The organism is Thermoanaerobacter sp. A7A (genome assembly GCF_000445185.1).
GTDB lineage: Bacteria > Bacillota > Thermoanaerobacteria > Thermoanaerobacterales > Thermoanaerobacteraceae > Thermoanaerobacter.
This window is the reverse complement of sequence record NZ_AVAF01000050.1, coordinates 22,854-40,646: the sequence shown is the minus strand read 5'-3', so window position 1 is coordinate 40,646 and position 17,793 is coordinate 22,854. Positions and strand designations below refer to the sequence as shown.

Sequence of the window (17,793 nt, the reverse complement as noted above, 5' to 3'; positions counted from 1 at the left end):
AAATATCTCCTTTACGAAAGTTTGTCTACAGTCTGAAGCGTCTTCCTTATGAAGACGCTTTTTGTTCTCTTTCTCTCAAAAAATCCATAATATCCTTTATGTCCTTTATTTTAGTAACCTTTATATTCCCAAACTTTTTTATTTCTTTTGTTTTCATCTCAGGAATAAAAACTTGAGAAAATCCCATCTTTTGTGCTTCACCTATTCGTTTATCTATATTGCTGACTCCTCTTACTTCTCCCGTCAATCCCACCTCTCCTATAAAACAAACATCTTCAGGAATAGGTATATTAAAATATCCAGAAAGAGATGAAGCAATTATTCCAAGGTCAGCAGCTGGCTCTTGAATTTTCATTCCTCCAGCCACATTTACATATGCATCAAATTGTGAAAGATTTATGCCCAGTCTTTTTTCTATAACTGCCAAAAGCAATATAAAGCGATTGTAGTCAAATCCAGTAGCCATTCTTCGCGGCACTCCAAAAGTAGTCTTACATATCAAAGACTGCACTTCCATTAAAATTGGCCTCGTCCCTTGAATAGAACATACAACAGCAGTCCCTGAAACATTTTTCGTCTTATTTGAGAGAATAAATTCAGAAGGATTGCTTATCTCACAAAGCCCATCCTCCTCCATATCAAAAACTCCTATTTCGTGAGTTGCGCCAAAACGGTTTTTTACAGCCCGCAATATCCTAAAAGACTGGGTCCTATCCCCTTCAAAATACAAAACGGTGTCCACCATATGTTCCAAAACTTTAGGGCCTGCTATTGCCCCTTCTTTTGTAACATGTCCTATCAAAAAAATACTTATGTCTTTTTGTTTTGCAATCTCCATCAGCCTTTGAGTCACTTGCCTTACCTGAGACACACTTCCCGGTATTGTCTCACTTTTCTCAGTGTACATCGTCTGTATAGAATCAATAATAACAAAATCCGGCTTATTCTCATCAATTTTTCTCTCTATCTCTTCTATATTTGTTTCGCACAATAGATATATTTGTTGCTTTTCTTTCAAGATTCTATCTGCCCTCAGTTTAATCTGTTGAATTGATTCCTCTCCTGACACATAAAGTACCTTTCTGTTATCAGAAATATTACCTGCTACTTGTAATAGCAAAGTAGACTTCCCAATTCCTGGGTCACCACCTATTAAAACAAGAGATCCCTTTACAATTCCGCCACCTAAAACCCTGTCAAACTCTTCAATCCCTGTCTTTATTCTTTCTTCTTCTGAAAAAGTTACATCTTTGAGAAGAAATATTTGCGATCTATCTTTATTTTTCCTAAAATTTTTTGAATCCTCTATCGTTTCTTCCTCAAAAGAATTCCAGCTGTCACAATTAGGACATCTTCCCATCCATTTACTGCTTTCAAAGCCACACTCTCTACACACAAATTTTGTAGTTGATTTGGCCATACCTCCACCATCTTTCGCAAAATTCTCTTTTAATTATATCACACTTTTAAACCTCTCCCATAAAAGTGAAATACAGAAGCAGCCCATTTAAAAAGATTATTACAGAAGCTACAATTATGCCAATGACTTTTTCAATGGGTGTGTTTACAAATTCTCCCATAAACTTTTTTTGAGAAGTAATTAAAAGCATTGGTATTATAGCCATAGGAAGTTCAAAACTTAAAATTACTTGGCTTATGATAAGGGTCTTCAAAGGGTCAATACCTAATAAAATAATTATTAGTGCTGGCATCATGGTTATAAGTCTTCTTACATTTAGTGGAATATTTAACCCTACAAAACCTTTCATTATAGTCTGCCCTGCCATTGTACCTACTGCAGATGATGACAAACCAGACGCCAAAAGTGCAATGCCAAAAGCCCAACTGGACAAAGACCCTAACAATGGTTTTAAAGACATGTGAGCCTCTTCAATAGACTCCACCACTATGCCATTTTTATAAAAAACAGCTGCTGACACTATTAACATAGCCGCATTTATTATAAATGCTATATTCATTGCTACTAAAATATCTATCTTTTCCATCCTCAAATGTTCCTTCTTTTCTTCTAATGTATTTCCCGTATTTCTATATTGGACTAACTGAGAATGCAAATAAATCACATGGGGCATTACTGTCGCCCCTAATATTCCCACAGCTATTAGCATAGCTTCTCCATTTGGTATAGAAGGAATCACAGTATGATACATCACTTTTCCCCAATCTGGTTTTGCCAAAAAAAGTTCAAAAGTATAAGAAAGGCTAATAATAGCAACTAAAGCAAAAATCACTATTTCAACTATCTTTTGACCATATTTTTCTAAATAAACTATGATAAATGTGATCACTCCTGTCAAAAGGCCTGCATACATAAGAGGAATGTGAAAAAGCAAATACAATCCTAAAGTACCACCTAAAAACTCCGCCAAATCTGTAGCCATAGCCGCCAATTCTGCTGCTATCCACAAAAACCAATTAACTTTCCTATTAAAAATCAAATTACACATTTCCGGTAAATTGCGTCCCGTTGCAATTCCTAATTTTGCAGACATATTTTGCAAAAATATGGCCATAATATTGCTACAAAGTACCACCCATATTAAATGGTAGTTAAATATAGAACCCCCACTTATATTTGTGGCAAAATTTCCAGGATCAACATAGGCAACACTTACCACAAAAGCTGGTCCAAAATATTTTAAAACTTTTTTAAAGGTCTCACGAAGAGAAAAAAATTTTTTAGTTGCTATGATGGACTCACGATTTTCCAAATAAATCCCCCCATTTTAGACAAAGCTAAATTTATTTGCCTTCTTTAAAATATGTCTTTAGTTTTTGTCTTGTTACACAAAAAAAGAACCCTCCTTTACGGGTTATTTTTCTGATACTTTCTTTTTATTTCTGGATTTTCCTCCAAAAACCTATTAAATTTTCTTATTTTTTCTAGCGTTTCAATAGATATATTGTGTTCAATTAATTCTGTTTGCTCTAACAATCCTTCCTTAACCCCTAAATTTTTTAAAAATTCCTCCACAGTAGAATGCCTATCCAATAAAAACTTACCCATTTCTTTGCCCTTTTCCGTTAAACCTATCACTCCATATTTTTCATACTCCACAAATCCTAATTCCTTTAACCTCTGAAGCATTTTAGTAGTTGAAGGAGCCTTTACATTTAAAAGTTCAGAAAGTGTATTCACACGAATATATCGTTTTTTTAAACTTTCTCTATAGATCATCTCTATATAATCTTCCATAGCGGGTGTCAATTGGTTTACTTTAGGAAAATGAATCTGATAGCCTCTTACAGTATAAAACTTATCTTTTTCCATATGCTCACACCTTTTTTAATGCTTCAATAGCATATATATTATCTTTAAATAAAAAAAAGACTTAGCACGAGGCTAAGCCTTTTGCACAGCATCTTTTTTTACAAAGTCTATTTTACCATCTTTAGCAGTTACAATAAGTTCATCTCCTGGTTTTACTTCCCCTTGCAACATCAATTCTGATAATTGATTCTCTACAATTCTTTGTATAACTCTTCTTAAAGGCCTTGCACCGTAGTTGGGGTCATATCCTTGTTTGATAATTTCCTCTTTGGCTTCAGGAGTAAACTCCAGTTTAATGTTGTTCTCTTTTAGTCTATTATTCAATTCTTTAATCATTATATCAGCAATCTTTTCAATATCTTCTTTTGAGAGTTGATGAAATACAATTATCTCATCCACCCTATTTAAGAATTCAGGTCTAAAGGTCTTTCTCAACTCTGCCATCAATGTTTCTTTTATTTTGTCATAAGAGGCTTTGTCTTCTTTTTCTTGAGGCATAAATCCTAAGGTAGATTGCCTTTTTAAAAGTTCTGCTCCCACATTTGATGTCATGATTATAACTGTATTTTTAAAGTCCACAGTTCTACCTTTTGAATCTGTGAGTCGTCCATCTTCTAATATTTGAAGGAGAATGTTAAACACGTCAGGATGCGCTTTTTCAATTTCATCCAGCAAGATTACTGAATAGGGCTTTCTTCTTACTTTTTCTGTTAATTGTCCTCCTTCTTCAAATCCTACATATCCTGGAGGTGAACCGATAAGTTTAGATACAGTGTGTCTTTCCATGTATTCTGACATATCAAGCCTAATCATAGCATTTTCGTCACCAAAAAGAGCTTCTGCCAAAGCCTTTGTAAGTTCTGTTTTACCAACACCAGTAGGACCCAAGAAGATAAATGAACCTATTGGCCTTTTTGGATCTTTTAAGCCTACTCTTGCCCTTCTTATAGCTCTTGCCACTGCTTCTACTGCTTCATCTTGTCCTATAACTCTTTCATGCAATACCTCCTCTAAGTGGAGCAATCTCTCTGATTCCTCTTCAGCTAACTTTTTAACAGGTATTCCTGTCCACAGAGATACGACTTGTGCGATTTCTTCAGGTCCTACACTTTTTTCATTAGAAAGAGAATTTTGTTGCCATTTAGCTTTTAATTTTTCTAATTCTTCTCTCAATTTTTGTTCTTCATCTCTTATTTTTGCAGCTTTTTCGTATTCTTGAGTTCTTATCGCTTCTTCCTTCTCTTTTATAAGGTCATTGATTTTATCTTCCAGTTCTTTTATCTCTGGAGGAGCTGTCACTGTCTTTAGTCTTACGCGAGAAGCTGCTTCATCTATTAAGTCTATAGCTTTATCAGGTAAAAATCTATCTGCAATATATCTGTGAGAAAGTCTAGCTGCTGCTTCTAAAGCTTCGTCAGTAATTTTAACCCTATGATGGGCTTCATACTTATCTCTCAAGCCCTTTAATATCTCAATAGTCTCCTCCACAGTTGGTTCATCTACAATTATTGGTTGGAATCGTCTCTCTAATGCAGGGTCTCTTTCTACATATTTTCTGTACTCATCCAAAGTAGTAGCTCCAACTACTTGAATTTCACCTCTTGCAAGTGCCGGTTTTAGAATATTTGATGCATCTATTGCACCCTCTGCTGCACCTGCTCCTATCAAAGTGTGCATCTCATCTATAAATAGTATCACATTTCCTGCCTTTATAACCTCATTTAATACTGTTTTTAACCTATCTTCAAATTCGCCTCTGTACTTTGTACCTGCTACCATAGAAGCCATGTCTAAAGTTACAACTCTTTTATCTTTCAAAATTTCAGGAATTTCTCCTTCTACAATCTTTTGCGCAAGACCTTCTACAATAGCAGTTTTACCGACACCCGGTTCACCTATTAGGACAGGGTTATTCTTTGTCCTTCTGCTTAAGATTTGTATAACTCTTTCAATCTCTTTTTCTCTTCCTATTACAGGGTCAAGTTTGCCGTCTCTTGCAAGCTCAGTTAAATCTCTTCCAAATTGATTTAAAGTAGGTGTATTGGTATTTTTAACTTTTGCAGCCTTTGCAGGTCCTCCTGCAGGCTCTTCATTAAGCATTTTTACAATCTCCTCTCTCACCCTATTGAAATCTATACCTTGTTCCATTAAAATTCTTACAGCAACTCCTTCGCCTTCTCTTAAAAGTCCTAACAAAATATGCTCTGTCCCTACATAGCTGGTATTAAATCTCCTTGCCTCACTAAGACTCAATTCCAATACCCTTTTAGCTCGTGGTGTATAACCTACCACGTCTCCTGGAATATTTCCCATTCCAATCAAAGACAATACCTTCTCTCTTGTAGTTTCATAAGTTACTCCCAGTTTTTTTAAAACTCTTGCTGCAATTCCTTCATCTTCTTTTAACAATCCTAATAAAATGTGTTCTGTCCCTACATAGTTATGATAAAAAGACCTCGCTTCCTCTTGAGCCAAATAAAGAGCTTTTTGAGCTCTTTCTGTAAATCTTCCAAACATCGCCATAACAAACACCTCCTATAAATTATCTTTTTTGTTTATTTGACTTACTACATATTCTGCCCTTTTAACATCTCTCTCATAGGGGTCTAATTGAATGCCATAAATTTTTTGTAAATTAGCTGGTTGTATATGTGTAGTGAGAACATCAATTTTATTTATATCCACATCTAATATTCCTAAAATTGCTCCTAATCTCACGTCAGACATTAAAGTCATGTATTCCTTTGTAGACATCACTTTTGCATGAGATAAAATTCCAAAAGCCCTTCCTACTCTATCTTCTATTTGAATTCTTTGTTTTTTGTATAAATCCTCTCTAGCTTTTCTTTCGCTAGAGATAATTTGTCTTGCTACTCCTTCAATATTTTCAATTATTTCTCTTTCGCTTTGGCCAAGAGTGACTTGATTAGAAATTTGATAAATATCTCCTAAAGCTTGAGTACCTTCACCGTATATCCCTCTCACTGCCATACCTATTTTAGAAACAGAGTTTAAAATATTGCTTATTTGCCCAGTGATAGTAAGAGCTGGAAGATGAACCATGACTGAGGCTCGTATCCCTGTTCCTACGTTAGTAGGACAAGAAGTCAAATAACCTATCTTTTCATCATAGGCATAGTCGATAGTTTCTTCAATCAAATCGTCAATTTTATCGGCAGTATCCCAGCTTTCATTAAGCCTTAATCCTTCTAATATACATTGTATTCTAAGATGATCCTCTTCATTGACCATTATACTTACTGTATTGTCATCTTTTATAAGAGCATAACCACTCTTTGTATTCTGTGAAAGGTCAGGGCTTATAAGGTGCTTTTCTACAAGTGATTGCCTGTCAATAGGAGTCAATTTCTTCATATCATATTCTACAAATTGAGTAGATAAAATAGTATTACTACCTAATATAGCCTTTCTAACCAAATCTATAACCTTTCGTCCCTGCTCTTCTGTCATAATAGTAGGGAAAGGAATATCTTTTATATTCCGAGCAAGTCTAATTCTACTGGACAATACCACATCTTTATCGTACTGTAGCATTTCGGTCACCTACTTTCCTAATTCTTTCTCCAATTCTCTGATTTTATCCCTTAATTCTGCTGCTTTTTCATAAGCTTCTTCTTTAATAGCTTTTTCCAATTGATATTTCAACTCCTCAATTTCTCTTTTTACTCTCATTTTACCGCCAGCTTTTTTAGGAATTTTCCCTCTGTGTTCTGTACTGCCGTGTATTCTCCTCATAAGAGGATTTAATTCTTCAGCAAAAGCATCATAGCAGAAACTACAACCTAATCTTCCAATTTTTTTGAAATCTTCGTAAGTCATACCACAGTGACTGCATTTCAAAGTTTTTTTTGTAAAGTCATCTACTCCAGGCAAAAAGTCCATTAACCCTGACAATAAATTTTGAACTGAAAAAGGTGTAAAAGTTGAAAAAACTTCTGTATTTAAAATTCCCTCTTCTGCTGCGCACTGGTCACACAAATGCATTTCAGTTTTTACTCCGTTTACTATTTTAGTGTAATGAACTGTAGCAGGCCTTATTTTGCATTTATCACACATCATAAAAATTACCTCCTTTACTTGTTGCGAGCAATTTCCATAAGCATTGCCTTAAGTAGTAATGCTCGCAACATATTCTTATCTTCCTGAGAAAAAGAAAGAATTTTATCATTAACTACAGCTTTCATCAAAGCTGCTTCCCTTGAAGTTATAATATTGTGGTCTAAAAGAGCATCAATGTAGTATCTAGCTTTACTCTCAGAAATATTATCCCCTATGTTTTCTATTATTTTATTTATCCAATTGTTTGATATAGAAGTTTTATAAATTTTTATATAACCTCCGCCGCCTCTTTTACTTTCTATGATGTATCCTCTGTCAATAGTAAAACGCGTCTCTAACACATAGTTTATTTGAGATGGCGCACAATTAAAAACATTTGCTAATTCATTTCTTTGAATTTCTACATAGTGCTTACCAGCCTCTTCCATTAGCTCTTTTATAAAATTTTCAATCAAATCACTAAGCCTTGCCATCGCCATCACCACGTCTCTTACTTTTACTTTGACTTTCTTTGACCTTCGAATATATTTTTACATTTTTTTGTCCTCTCGTCAATAGCTTTTTCACGCTAAAGCAAGTGATTTTTTCTAATATTTTCATCAAATAATAAAAATATCTCTCATATTCTAAAATTTTCACCATTTTTCATTCATTTTCATAGATTTCTTCCCCTTCATCTGCCAACTCTTGAGGCTCTTGTTGGTTTATAAGAGATGAAAAATTGCTTTTTCCCTTTAAATTCTTTCTATCTGTATTTTCGTAAGTTTCTTCTTCAAAAAAGTTCCCTCTTACTGATTTGTATAGCTTTCCTTTGAAAAATTTTTGACTTTTATTCATATCCTCCACCTCTTATTTACTTTTCTTATTCACTTAAACTCTTCTCAATCTCTTTTAAATCCACATTTATTCTAGCTACATCCGTGTCTATTGCTGCTTTTGCAACCGCTATTGCTACATTTTTAAGAACCCTTCTGTCAAAAGGCTTTGGAATTATATACTCCGGAGTAAGTTCATTTTCTGAAATAGTTTGGGCAATAGAATATGCAGCACTAATTTTCATCTCTTCATTAATTGTAGTAGCCCTAACTTCTAATGCCCCTCTAAATATACCTGGAAAAGCCAACACGTTGTTTATTTGGTTTGGAAAATCAGATCTACCAGTACCCACCACATAAGCTCCTGCCTCTTTTGCTTCATCAGGATATATTTCAGGTACTGGATTAGCTAATGCGAAAACTATTGGTTTTTTGGCCATTGTTTTTATCATTTCTTTATTTAATACATTAGGTGCTGATACTCCAATAAACACATCTGCTCCTTTTAAAGCATCTTTTAAAGCTCCTCTTAATCTTCCTTTATTTGATATTTTTGCAATCTCTTTTTTAGAGAAGTCTTTATCTTCTCTTCCTTCATATATGATACCACTTCTATCGCAAACTATTACATCTTTTATACCAGCTTTTATTAAAAATTTAGCAATAGCAATCCCTGCCGCTCCAGCTCCATTTACAACAGCAGTAACTTCTTTTAATTCTTTTTCTACAATTTTTAAAGCATTTATTAAAGCAGCCAAAGTTACAACTGCCGTTCCATGCTGGTCATCATGAAATACAGGTATATCCAAAATTTCGCCCAACTTTCTTTCTATTTCAAAACAGCGAGGAGCAGAAATATCTTCAAGATTTATACCTCCAAAAGTAGGTGAAATATTCACCACAGTTTTTATAATTTCTTCAACATCTTGAGTAGCAAGACATATAGGTACTGCATCAACGCCTCCAAATTCTTTAAATAAAACTGCTTTTCCTTCCATAACAGGTAGTGCTGCGTAAGGCCCTATGTTGCCTAAACCTAAAACAGCTGAACCATCTGTCACAACCGCAATCATGTGGCTCTTTGTAGTATATTCATATACTAAATCACTATTTTTATGTATCTCCTTACAAGGCTCTGCAACACCTGGGGTATAGGCTAAAGCTAAATCTTTGTCATTTTTCACTTCTACTTTGCTTACAATTTCAAGTTTGCCTCTATTTTCTTTATGAAGTTTTAAAGTTTCTTCTCTTATATTCATTTCATAAAGTCCTCCTCTAATACCCATGTTTTCTTATATTATAACTTAAATATTTTTTAGAAAAAAGTTATTAACTGCAATAAAAATAAAGCCTGCAAAAGCAGGCTTACAGACTGTAGACAAACTTTCGTAAAGTAGATATTTTGCAATCGGTGCGACTTGTGACAAAGCGCTAACAAAACTTAGGGAGACTGAGGGTGGAGGCAGGGCCGAAGCCATGGATGGCGGAGGCGGGCACCTTAAGGCATGGATGCCGATTGTGCCCGGTACCCTGCCGGAGCCGAAGGTCGAGCTTTAGTTTTGTCGCTTTGGAAACATCGGAGCGACGATGCAAAATTCTCCTTTGAATATTTTTTAACTTTGTCAACAAACTGAAAGCCTGCAAAAGCAGGCTTATTCTTCTTTATCTTTTAATTTCTTCCTTTCTTCTATTATCTTTTGTGCCACATTAGGTGGAGCTTCTTCATATCTTGCAAAAGTCATTTTGAAGTCTCCTCTTGCTTGTGTCAAAGACCTTAAATCTGTCGCATATCTATTCATTTCAGCTAAAGGCACTTCTGCTGTGATTACTTCCAAATTGTCTTTTGACTCCATTCCTAAAATTCTTCCTCTTCTCTTATTCAAATCCCCAATGATATCTCCCATGTATTCTTCAGGTACCACCACTTCTACTCTCATAATAGGTTCTAAAAGAACTGGATTTGCTTGTTCCATTCCCTTTTTAAAAGCAAGAGATGCAGCAATTTTGAAAGCCATTTCAGAAGAATCAACAGGATGGTAGGAACCATCTACCAAAGTAGCTTTAATGTTTACAACAGGATAACGAGCAAGCACACCTTCTTTCATACTTTCTCTCAAGCCTTTTTCTACTGCTGGAATATATTGTTTTGGAACAGCTCCACCAAAAATCTTATCTTCAAATTCAAACTCACTGTTGGGGTTCGGTTCAAATTCAATCCACACATGGCCATATTGTCCATGCCCACCTGTCTGTTTTTTATGCTTTCCTTCTACTTTGACTTTACCCTTTATCGTCTCTCTATAGGGTACAATTGGGTCTGTCAAGGTGCATTCTACTCCAAACTTGTTCATCAACTTTTTAGAAATTACTTCTATATGCTGCTCTCCCATTCCGTAAACTATCATCTGACCTGTCTCTAAATTCTTTTCTACTCTAAAAGTCGGATCTTCTTCTTGCAACCTTTGGAGTCCATTGCTAATTTTTTCCTCATCCCCTTTGGATTTAGGTTCAATTGCAAGAGCAAGTGTAGGCTGAGGAAACTCGATTGCTGACAACGTAACAGGATTAGAAGTGTCACATAAGGTATCTCCTGTCATTGTATATTGAAGCTTTGCAACTGCTCCTATATCTCCAGCTACTAACTTAGATACAGGCATCTGCTTTTTCCCTCTTAAAATGTAAAGCTGGCTTATTTTTTCTTGCATCTGCTTATTTGAATTAAGTAGTGTAGAATCAGAAGTTAGAGTACCTGATACAACCTTAAAAATGGAAAGTCTTCCTACATAAGGATCTGCTATAGTTTTAAATACAAACGCGGCTACTGGACTATTTTCAGTGACTTTTTCTCGTTCTATATCCAGAGGTGATGGCAAAAATTCTACAATAGCATCTAATAATTTATCTGTTCCAATATTTTTAAGGCTTGAACCGCATAAAACAGGCATTAACTCTCCAATTCTTATGCTGTTTTTGATTCCTTCTTTCATTTCTTCTTGTGTAAATTCTTCTCCTCCAAAGTACTTTTCCATTAAAGTTTCATCGTTTTCAGCAATGTTCTCAATCAATTCCTCTTTGGCCGATAAAACTTTATCCATCAAATCTGCCGGTACTTCTGTCTCCTTTACCCCTTTTTCATCGTAAACGTATGCTTTTTGAGTAAGAACATCTACATAACCTTTAAAACTTTGTTCGCTTCCAATAGGAAATGTCAAAGGAATAACCTTATTACCAAATTTGTCCATCAATTGATTTAATGTCTTAAAATAATCTGCATTTTCTCTATCCATTTTGTTAATAAAAAATATAATAGGCAACTTATTCTTTTGAGCCAAACTAAACACTTTTTCAGTTCCCACTTCTACACCAGAAGCAGCACACACAGGTATTATAACACTGTCTACAACCCGCAAACCACTGACAACCTCTCCAAAGAAATCAAAATACCCTGGCATATCTAATATATTAATTTTATACTCTTTCCACTCCACTGGAATTACTGATGTGGAAATAGATATCTGCCTGGCAATTTCCTCTGGGTCATAGTCAGATACAGTAGTGCCATTTTCTACGCGTCCCATTCTATCAATGACTTTTGTGTTGAAAAGGAATGCCTCAGTTAATGTAGTTTTACCGGCTCCACCGTGTGAAACCAATCCTACATTTCTTATTTGATTAGTTTTGTAATCCTTCATACATATCCCCCTATCTTATCGCAAATAATCTTTAATATTATTATTCTATACATTTTGAAATTTTCCTTTATTTTTTTTGATATTTTTTTTAAATAAAAAATCTCTGGCAAAACGCCAGAGACTTAATCAATATTTTTAATCATATCCTCCATCATTTTTTGTATCTTTTCTGCCTCAGCAATATTTAGCACCCTTTCCGCTATTTCTTTTGCTCTTTCATATTCCACATTTCTGATGATATTTTTAACTGTAGGTATTGAAGATGCACTCATAGAAAATTCGTCTAAGCCAAGTCCTAACAATATAACCGTAGCTAAAGGATCTCCCGCCATTTCACCGCACATAGCCGCAAATTTTCCTTCTTTGTGAGCCGCATCGATCACAAACTTTATAAGCCTTAAAATAGCTGGATTAAACGGCTGATAATAATCTTTTACGTGTTCATTCATTCTGTCAACAGCAAGAGTATACTGCGTCAGGTCATTAGTTCCTATGCTAAAGAAGTCCACTTCTTTAGCTAATATGTCTGCAGTCACTGCAGCAGAAGGTATTTCTACCATTATACCTACTTTTATGTTTTTGTCATACTTTATGCCTTCTCTATCAAGCTCAGCTTTTACTTCATTTAAAACGATATTTGCTTTTCTTACATCTTCTATAGAAGATATCATAGGATACATTATGTGAATATTTCCATAAGCACTTGCTCTTAAAATTGCTCGTAATTGGGTCTTAAATATGTCTGTCCTATCCAAGCAAAGCCTTATAGCCCTATATCCCAAAAAAGGATTCATCTCTTTAGGCATATCAAGATAAGGAAGTTCCTTATCTCCTCCTATATCCAGTGTTCTTATGGTAACAGGCCTTCCTTCCATTTTTTCTGCAACTTCTTTGTAGGCTTCAAATTGCTCTTCTTCTGTAGGAAGAGTAGTTCTATCCATGTATAAGAATTCAGTTCTAAAAAGTCCAACCCCTTCTGCTCCATTGGCCAGCGCACTTTTTACATCTTTTGGAGTTCCTATATTTGCCGCTAACATGACTTTTTTGCCATCTGGAGTTATTGCAGGCAAATCTTTTAATTTCTTCAATTTCTCCACCTTTTTATCATAATTCTCTTTTTTAGCCTTATATTCGTTTATTGTATTTTCGTCAGGATTTACAATGACAACTCCTTCCAACCCATCTACTATTATGGTATCTCCATTATTAACTTGAAAGGTAACATCGCCCAATCCTACTACAGCAGGAATTTCTAAGGAACGTGCCATTATAGCTGTATGAGAAGTTCTTCCGCCTACATCTGTAGCAAATCCTAAAACCATTTCTTTTTTCATGGTAGCTGTATCTGAAGGGGTTAAGTCTCTGGCTATAACTACCACTTGTTCCTCAAGTTCAGAAAGGCTGGTGCTTTTTACTCCTAAAAGATTATTTATTATACGGTTTCCTACATCCCTTAAATCTACAGCTCTTTCTTTTAAATATTCATCATTTAAACTTTCCATTACAGAAGCATTTTGTTCAATTACTTTATTTACCGCATTATCAGCAGTTATAAGTTCAGCCTTAATCATACTTTCTACCCCTTCAATAAGTTCGGGGTCACTTGCTAGCATTAAATGTGCCTCAAAAATTTCTGCCTTGTCCTTCCCAAATTCTTTTAATGCATCTTCTTTAATTTTTTGTATTTGCTCCTTCGTCACTACTAAAGCTTTCTTAAACCTTTCAATTTCGTACTCTACTTTTGATTCATCTATGTTTTTCATGTTGATTTCTGCTTTTTCTTTAGTATATAAAAAAACCTTCCCGATTGCTATCCCCGGGGATGCCGCAACTCCTTTTAGCATTTGTTAACCCTCCTTAAAATTACTTCTAACGTCTATTATAACATAGTTTTCGTCCCAGTGTGAAACTTTTGCACAATAATAAAATAAAAAAATAAAGCAAATTTGACAAATCATTTTTTAGATAGCCGCAAAAGCAAAATCAGGAAAGGCAATCCCTTTCCTGACTCAACAATCAGTTCTTTATTTATTAACCAATTTTAATGCTTCTTCAATAACAGCTTTAGCGTTTTTTATAGCTTTTTGAGCTTCAACTTTATAGATGGGCTTATCTTTAAATCGAGATTCTTCTTTAACTGCTACATCTGCTGCGAAAATAACAAGATCTGCTTCATCAACTTCCTTCTGAGTTATTTTATTCTCTATGCCAATTGAACCTTGCGTTTCAACTTTAATTTTGTGCCCAAGTTTTTTTGCTGCATTCTCTAATGCTTCAGCCGCCATATAGGTATGAGCAATACCTGTAGGACAAGCTGTAACTGCAACTATTTTCATATTCCATCCCTCTTTCTATAAAATTTTGTAAATTATTTACATAATCTTGAAACTATTTTTAGTTTTACTCAGCAACTTCACTCTCATCTTCAACTTCTTCAATAACAGGTTTTTTTAATGCATTTACCATTAATGCAGTAACCGCAATACCTATTAGTACAGCTACTATAAACATGATTTTATTATCTACAACCGGCAACACAATAGGTCCACCATGTGGTGCATGGTCTCCAACCTTCCCTATTGCTGCTACCGCAGCACCTATAGATGAGCCTACCATTATAGATGGTATTACTCTTAATGGATCGGCTGCAGCAAAAGGTATAGCACCCTCTGTAATACCAATCATACCCATCGCAAGTGCACCATATCCTGCTTCCTTTTCTGCTTTAGTGTACTTGTTGGGTGCTAACAATGTAGCAACACCCATCCCAAGCGGGGGAATGCATATTGCTACTGCTACTGGTCCCATAATTGTATATACGCCTTCTCCTATCATTGCTGCAGCAAATAAGAATGCAACTTTGTTTACAGGCCCTCCCATATCGAAAGCTATCATCGCACCCATTATCATTGCTAAAATCACAGCATTTCCTGTACTCATGGATTTTAACCAATTTGTCATAGCTGTCATTGCACTGCTTATAGGATTACCGAGTACATATATCATAAGAAAACCTACAATAAGTGCTGATAACAACGGGATTACAAAAATCGGCATTATAGGTCTTAAATTCTTAGGAACTCTCCAACTCTTTATCCACCTTGCAACATATCCTGCGATAAAACCTGCAATAATTCCACCTAAAAAACCTGCCTTCAACTGGTTTGCAAGCACTCCACCAACAAGTCCAGGAGCAAGTCCAGGTCTATCAGCTATTCCAAAAGCTATAAATCCTGCAAGAACTGGCACCATCATTGAAAAAGAAGCTGTACCAATATCCATCATACTTTTTAACACTGGATTTGTAACAACTGCACCTTTACCAGCCTGCACACCACTTAATGCAATTGAAAAAGCTATTAAAACACCACCTATGACAACTATAGGTATCATGTAAGATACGCCTGTCATTAAATATTCTCTAATCCTTTTTAATTCTTCCTTCATCGTATTTTTATCCTCCTTATCTATTTTATTTTTGTTTATTTTTAACTTACTTGGATATCACTTAAAGCATTTAAAATTTCCTCGACAGTTACTGCTTTTTTTAGCATTTCAATAAAACTATCATTCATTAATTTTCGTGATAACTGTGACAATATCTTAAGATGAACATTATCCACATTTTCTTCAGGCACCCCTAAGAGAAAAATTAAATTGACAGGTTTGCCATCTAATGAATCCCATTCTATTCCATCAGTTGTTTTACCAAATACTATCATCGCCTCCTTTACAGCTTTTGATTTTCCATGTGGTATCGCGATTCCATTCCCCACCCCCGTTGTATATGCTTTTTCTCTATCAAACACACTTCTCGCATACTCCTCTACAGAAGTTATTTTCCCTTCTTTTTGCGCCAATTCCGCCAATTTTATAATTGCCTCTTCTTTGTTTTTTGCCTCAAGATTTAGTGTAACAAGATTTTTATTTATCAGCATCGTAAATTACCTCCAATAACTTTATAATTTCTTCTCTGTTTTTTGCTTTTTTTATATTTTCTACAAATTCCGGTGATTCAAGTTTATTATATAATTTTCTAAATATATACCTGGATTTTGCTATATCACTTTGAGTTAAAGATATCATAAATAACATATCTACCTTTTCTTCATCCCAAGCTATAGGATTTTTTAGTCTTACCACTGTAAAAACTGATTTATTAACATGTTCTGGTAAACCATGTGGAATTGCAATACCATTTCCTATAGCAGTAGAAGCTATTTTTTCTCTGGTTATAACATCTTGAATATATTCCTCCTTTACATATCCTTTTTTATGCAACTCCATACATACCTTATTTAATAAATCTTCTTTTTTTAGGTAAATACCGTCAACATCAAGTAACTGCGTATCGATTAAATTAGATCTTTTATTTAGAGCCTGTATAAATTCATCAAGCCGCTTTATATCATTTTGAGTTAATAAAGGACTTATATTTATAAAAGGTTTATTTATCTCAATAGGTACAGTAGAGATAACTATATCTATGTCATTTAAGATGCTCTCATGTAGCGAAACAGAAGAAACTATGTCTTTTATTTCTATCTGTTTAAAAGATTTCTCAAGCCTTGCCGCAAGAAGTTGTGCTGTTCCAATGCCAGTTGTACAAACAACCAGGGCTTTAAGTGGTTTTTTAGCTCGTTCAACTGCAGCACCTAAATGTAGTGCAATATAACCTATTTCCTCTTCTGCAACTTTTTTACCTAAATACTTCTCAAACACAACACTTGTCATCCATGCAACCCCATATATTTCAGGATAATTCTCTTTAATATCGTTTAATAGTGGATTTCTTAGTGTTAAACCATACTTGAGCCTATTTATAGTTGGTCTTAAATGTAGTATCAAACCATTTAACAATTGCTTATCATTGCTTAAATCAAGAGATAATGCCCTTTCAGCAATATTTATAATTTCTTTTGACATAATAACCGCTAGCTCAATACTTTCTTCATCTTCCAACTCTAAATTCACATCTTCAATTTTATTTTGCTGCATTTTAGTACCAATGATATGCAATACAATATATCCTATTTCTGATTCAGAAAGAACTACATTGAATTTCTCTTCAATCTCTTTCGCCATCTGTTGAGCTATCACATATTCATCTTTTTGCTTTAGATTATTTAAGACCGCCTTTGATAATTTAACATCTTTTTTATGCTTTAGTCTTTCGATAGAAATAGCTACATGTATAACCAAACTTATAAAAGCTTCATCCGAAAATCTAAATTTGAGTTTTGATTCAGCATTACTAACTATTTTTTCAAGTTGCTTGTAATCAATATCAAAAAGTTCCCTTAATTGCATTAATGTTCTATAATCTATCCTACCAGTGTAATCATTATATAAAAATTCTTTTAATTCTTTTTGTTCTTTAGTTGAAACAATTAAGCTTGCCACTGCATTTCGCCAATTCTCTTCATCGCCTACCACTTCAATGCCATAGTTAGGTTTTTTTAGAAGTTTTAGATTAAATTTGTTAAGCCATTTTTCAACACTTTGTAAGTCTTTGTGTATTGTAACCCTACTTACATAAAGTTCCTCCGCTAGTTCTTTTGTAGTTACACTTCCTTTACTCATAAACAATCGCTTTAAAATGTAGTTTTTTCTTGCTTCAGGCGAAAAAGGTTCTTCAAAGTCTAAACTCTTTTTAATCTCATCAACAAGCTCAAGCTTTTTATTTCTAGGCCCCTCTAGTACAATACCTACTCTTGGTTTTTTGATAATTTTTACGCCTTTTTGTTGTACAAATTCTTCAGCTTTTTTTAAATCATTCCTTATTGTTTTATTCGATACTTTCAGTGTATTTGCGATATAATCAACCGTAAGTGGCTGTTCGCTATTTAAAAGCATATTTATAATCTCAAGTATCCTATCCATAATTAATCACCCTTTTACCACATTTAATGTG

At 34.5% G+C, this 17,793-nt stretch carries 15 protein-coding genes; all 15 read right to left on the bottom strand.

The features are described 5' to 3' along the window. Positions 1-46 precede the first annotated feature (46 nt). The 15 genes from radA to M663_RS0103260 all read right to left on the bottom strand — a co-directional run bounded on the left by radA (position 47) and on the right by M663_RS0103260 (position 17,762). Positions 47-1,420, bottom strand: coding sequence for a DNA repair protein RadA (gene radA / locus M663_RS0103340; protein WP_029687919.1), 1,374 nt, complete (start codon positions 1,418-1,420; stop codon positions 47-49). Positions 1,421-1,466: 46 nt separating this feature from the next. Then, positions 1,467-2,732: an Nramp family divalent metal transporter gene (locus tag M663_RS0103335; RefSeq protein WP_029687918.1), complete on the bottom strand. Its 1,266-nt coding sequence runs from the start codon at positions 2,730-2,732 to the stop codon at positions 1,467-1,469. 95 nt (positions 2,733-2,827) lie between these two features. Beyond that, a complete protein-coding gene (locus M663_RS0103330) occupies positions 2,828-3,292 on the bottom strand; it encodes an iron dependent repressor, metal binding and dimerization domain protein (protein WP_029687917.1) in 465 nt (154 codons plus the stop codon). 72 nt (positions 3,293-3,364) lie between these two features. Beyond that, positions 3,365-5,815: an ATP-dependent Clp protease ATP-binding subunit gene (locus M663_RS0103325; protein ID WP_029687916.1), complete on the bottom strand. Its 2,451-nt coding sequence runs from the start codon at positions 5,813-5,815 to the stop codon at positions 3,365-3,367. A gap of 12 nt (positions 5,816-5,827) precedes the next feature. Beyond that, positions 5,828-6,847: a protein arginine kinase gene (locus M663_RS0103320; protein WP_004404893.1), complete on the bottom strand. Its 1,020-nt coding sequence runs from the start codon at positions 6,845-6,847 to the stop codon at positions 5,828-5,830. Positions 6,848-6,856: 9 nt separating this feature from the next. Further along, on the bottom strand, positions 6,857-7,372 hold the full coding sequence (locus M663_RS0103315; RefSeq protein ID WP_003868421.1) for a UvrB/UvrC motif-containing protein: 516 nt from the start codon (positions 7,370-7,372) through the stop codon (positions 6,857-6,859). Between the two features lie 14 nt (positions 7,373-7,386). Continuing rightward, a complete protein-coding gene (locus M663_RS0103310) occupies positions 7,387-7,851 on the bottom strand; it encodes a CtsR family transcriptional regulator (protein WP_029687915.1) in 465 nt (154 codons plus the stop codon). 166 nt (positions 7,852-8,017) lie between these two features. Then, positions 8,018-8,209: a hypothetical protein gene (locus tag M663_RS0103300; protein ID WP_029687913.1), complete on the bottom strand. Its 192-nt coding sequence runs from the start codon at positions 8,207-8,209 to the stop codon at positions 8,018-8,020. A 25-nt stretch (positions 8,210-8,234) separates the two neighbouring features. Then, positions 8,235-9,446 carry a malic enzyme-like NAD(P)-binding protein gene (locus M663_RS0103295; protein WP_029687912.1) on the bottom strand — a complete coding sequence of 404 codons (1,212 nt, stop codon included), beginning with the start codon at positions 9,444-9,446 and terminating at the stop codon, positions 8,235-8,237. 393 nt (positions 9,447-9,839) lie between these two features. After that, complete coding sequence (gene fusA, locus M663_RS0103285) at positions 9,840-11,879, bottom strand: elongation factor G (RefSeq protein WP_029687911.1); 2,040 nt, start codon at positions 11,877-11,879, stop codon at positions 9,840-9,842. 122 nt (positions 11,880-12,001) lie between these two features. Beyond that, the gene (ptsP, locus tag M663_RS0103280) at positions 12,002-13,723 is read right to left on the bottom strand and encodes a phosphoenolpyruvate--protein phosphotransferase (RefSeq protein WP_029687910.1); all 1,722 of its coding nucleotides are present in this window, start codon (positions 13,721-13,723) and stop codon (positions 12,002-12,004) included. A 180-nt stretch (positions 13,724-13,903) separates the two neighbouring features. Beyond that, positions 13,904-14,215 (bottom strand): PTS fructose transporter subunit IIB, encoded by a 312-nt coding sequence (locus tag M663_RS0103275; protein WP_003868415.1) that lies wholly within the window; start codon positions 14,213-14,215, stop codon positions 13,904-13,906. A 64-nt stretch (positions 14,216-14,279) separates the two neighbouring features. Continuing rightward, positions 14,280-15,326 carry a PTS fructose transporter subunit IIC gene (locus M663_RS0103270; RefSeq protein WP_029687909.1) on the bottom strand — a complete coding sequence of 349 codons (1,047 nt, stop codon included), beginning with the start codon at positions 15,324-15,326 and terminating at the stop codon, positions 14,280-14,282. A 41-nt stretch (positions 15,327-15,367) separates the two neighbouring features. Then, on the bottom strand, positions 15,368-15,817 hold the full coding sequence (locus tag M663_RS0103265; protein WP_029687908.1) for a PTS sugar transporter subunit IIA: 450 nt from the start codon (positions 15,815-15,817) through the stop codon (positions 15,368-15,370). Then, positions 15,804-17,762, bottom strand: a complete 1,959-nt coding sequence (locus M663_RS0103260; protein ID WP_029687907.1) for a BglG family transcription antiterminator — start codon at positions 17,760-17,762, stop codon at positions 15,804-15,806. The genes M663_RS0103265 and M663_RS0103260 overlap by 14 nt, the downstream gene beginning before the upstream one ends. Positions 17,763-17,793 lie beyond the last annotated feature (31 nt).

Excerpts from the sequence above, each read along its gene's own strand:
- radA (WP_029687919.1), bottom strand. The coding sequence starts at position 1,420 with ATGGCCAAATCAACTACAAAATTTGTGTGTAGAGAGTGTGGCTTTGAA.
- M663_RS0103330 (WP_029687917.1), bottom strand. The coding sequence starts at position 3,292 with ATGGAAAAAGATAAGTTTTATACTGTAAGAGGCTATCAGATTCATTTT.
- M663_RS0103325 (WP_029687916.1), bottom strand. The coding sequence starts at position 5,815 with ATGGCGATGTTTGGAAGATTTACAGAAAGAGCTCAAAAAGCTCTTTAT.
- M663_RS0103320 (WP_004404893.1), bottom strand. The coding sequence starts at position 6,847 with ATGCTACAGTACGATAAAGATGTGGTATTGTCCAGTAGAATTAGACTT.
- M663_RS0103315 (WP_003868421.1), bottom strand. The coding sequence starts at position 7,372 with ATGATGTGTGATAAATGCAAAATAAGGCCTGCTACAGTTCATTACACT.
- M663_RS0103310 (WP_029687915.1), bottom strand. The coding sequence starts at position 7,851 with ATGGCGATGGCAAGGCTTAGTGATTTGATTGAAAATTTTATAAAAGAG.
- M663_RS0103300 (WP_029687913.1), bottom strand. The coding sequence starts at position 8,209 with ATGAATAAAAGTCAAAAATTTTTCAAAGGAAAGCTATACAAATCAGTA.
- M663_RS0103295 (WP_029687912.1), bottom strand. The coding sequence starts at position 9,446 with ATGAATATAAGAGAAGAAACTTTAAAACTTCATAAAGAAAATAGAGGC.
- fusA (WP_029687911.1), bottom strand. The coding sequence starts at position 11,879 with ATGAAGGATTACAAAACTAATCAAATAAGAAATGTAGGATTGGTTTCA.
- ptsP (WP_029687910.1), bottom strand. The coding sequence starts at position 13,723 with ATGCTAAAAGGAGTTGCGGCATCCCCGGGGATAGCAATCGGGAAGGTT.
- M663_RS0103275 (WP_003868415.1), bottom strand. The coding sequence starts at position 14,215 with ATGAAAATAGTTGCAGTTACAGCTTGTCCTACAGGTATTGCTCATACC.
- M663_RS0103270 (WP_029687909.1), bottom strand. The coding sequence starts at position 15,326 with ATGAAGGAAGAATTAAAAAGGATTAGAGAATATTTAATGACAGGCGTA.
- M663_RS0103265 (WP_029687908.1), bottom strand. The coding sequence starts at position 15,817 with ATGCTGATAAATAAAAATCTTGTTACACTAAATCTTGAGGCAAAAAAC.
- M663_RS0103260 (WP_029687907.1), bottom strand. The coding sequence starts at position 17,762 with ATGGATAGGATACTTGAGATTATAAATATGCTTTTAAATAGCGAACAG.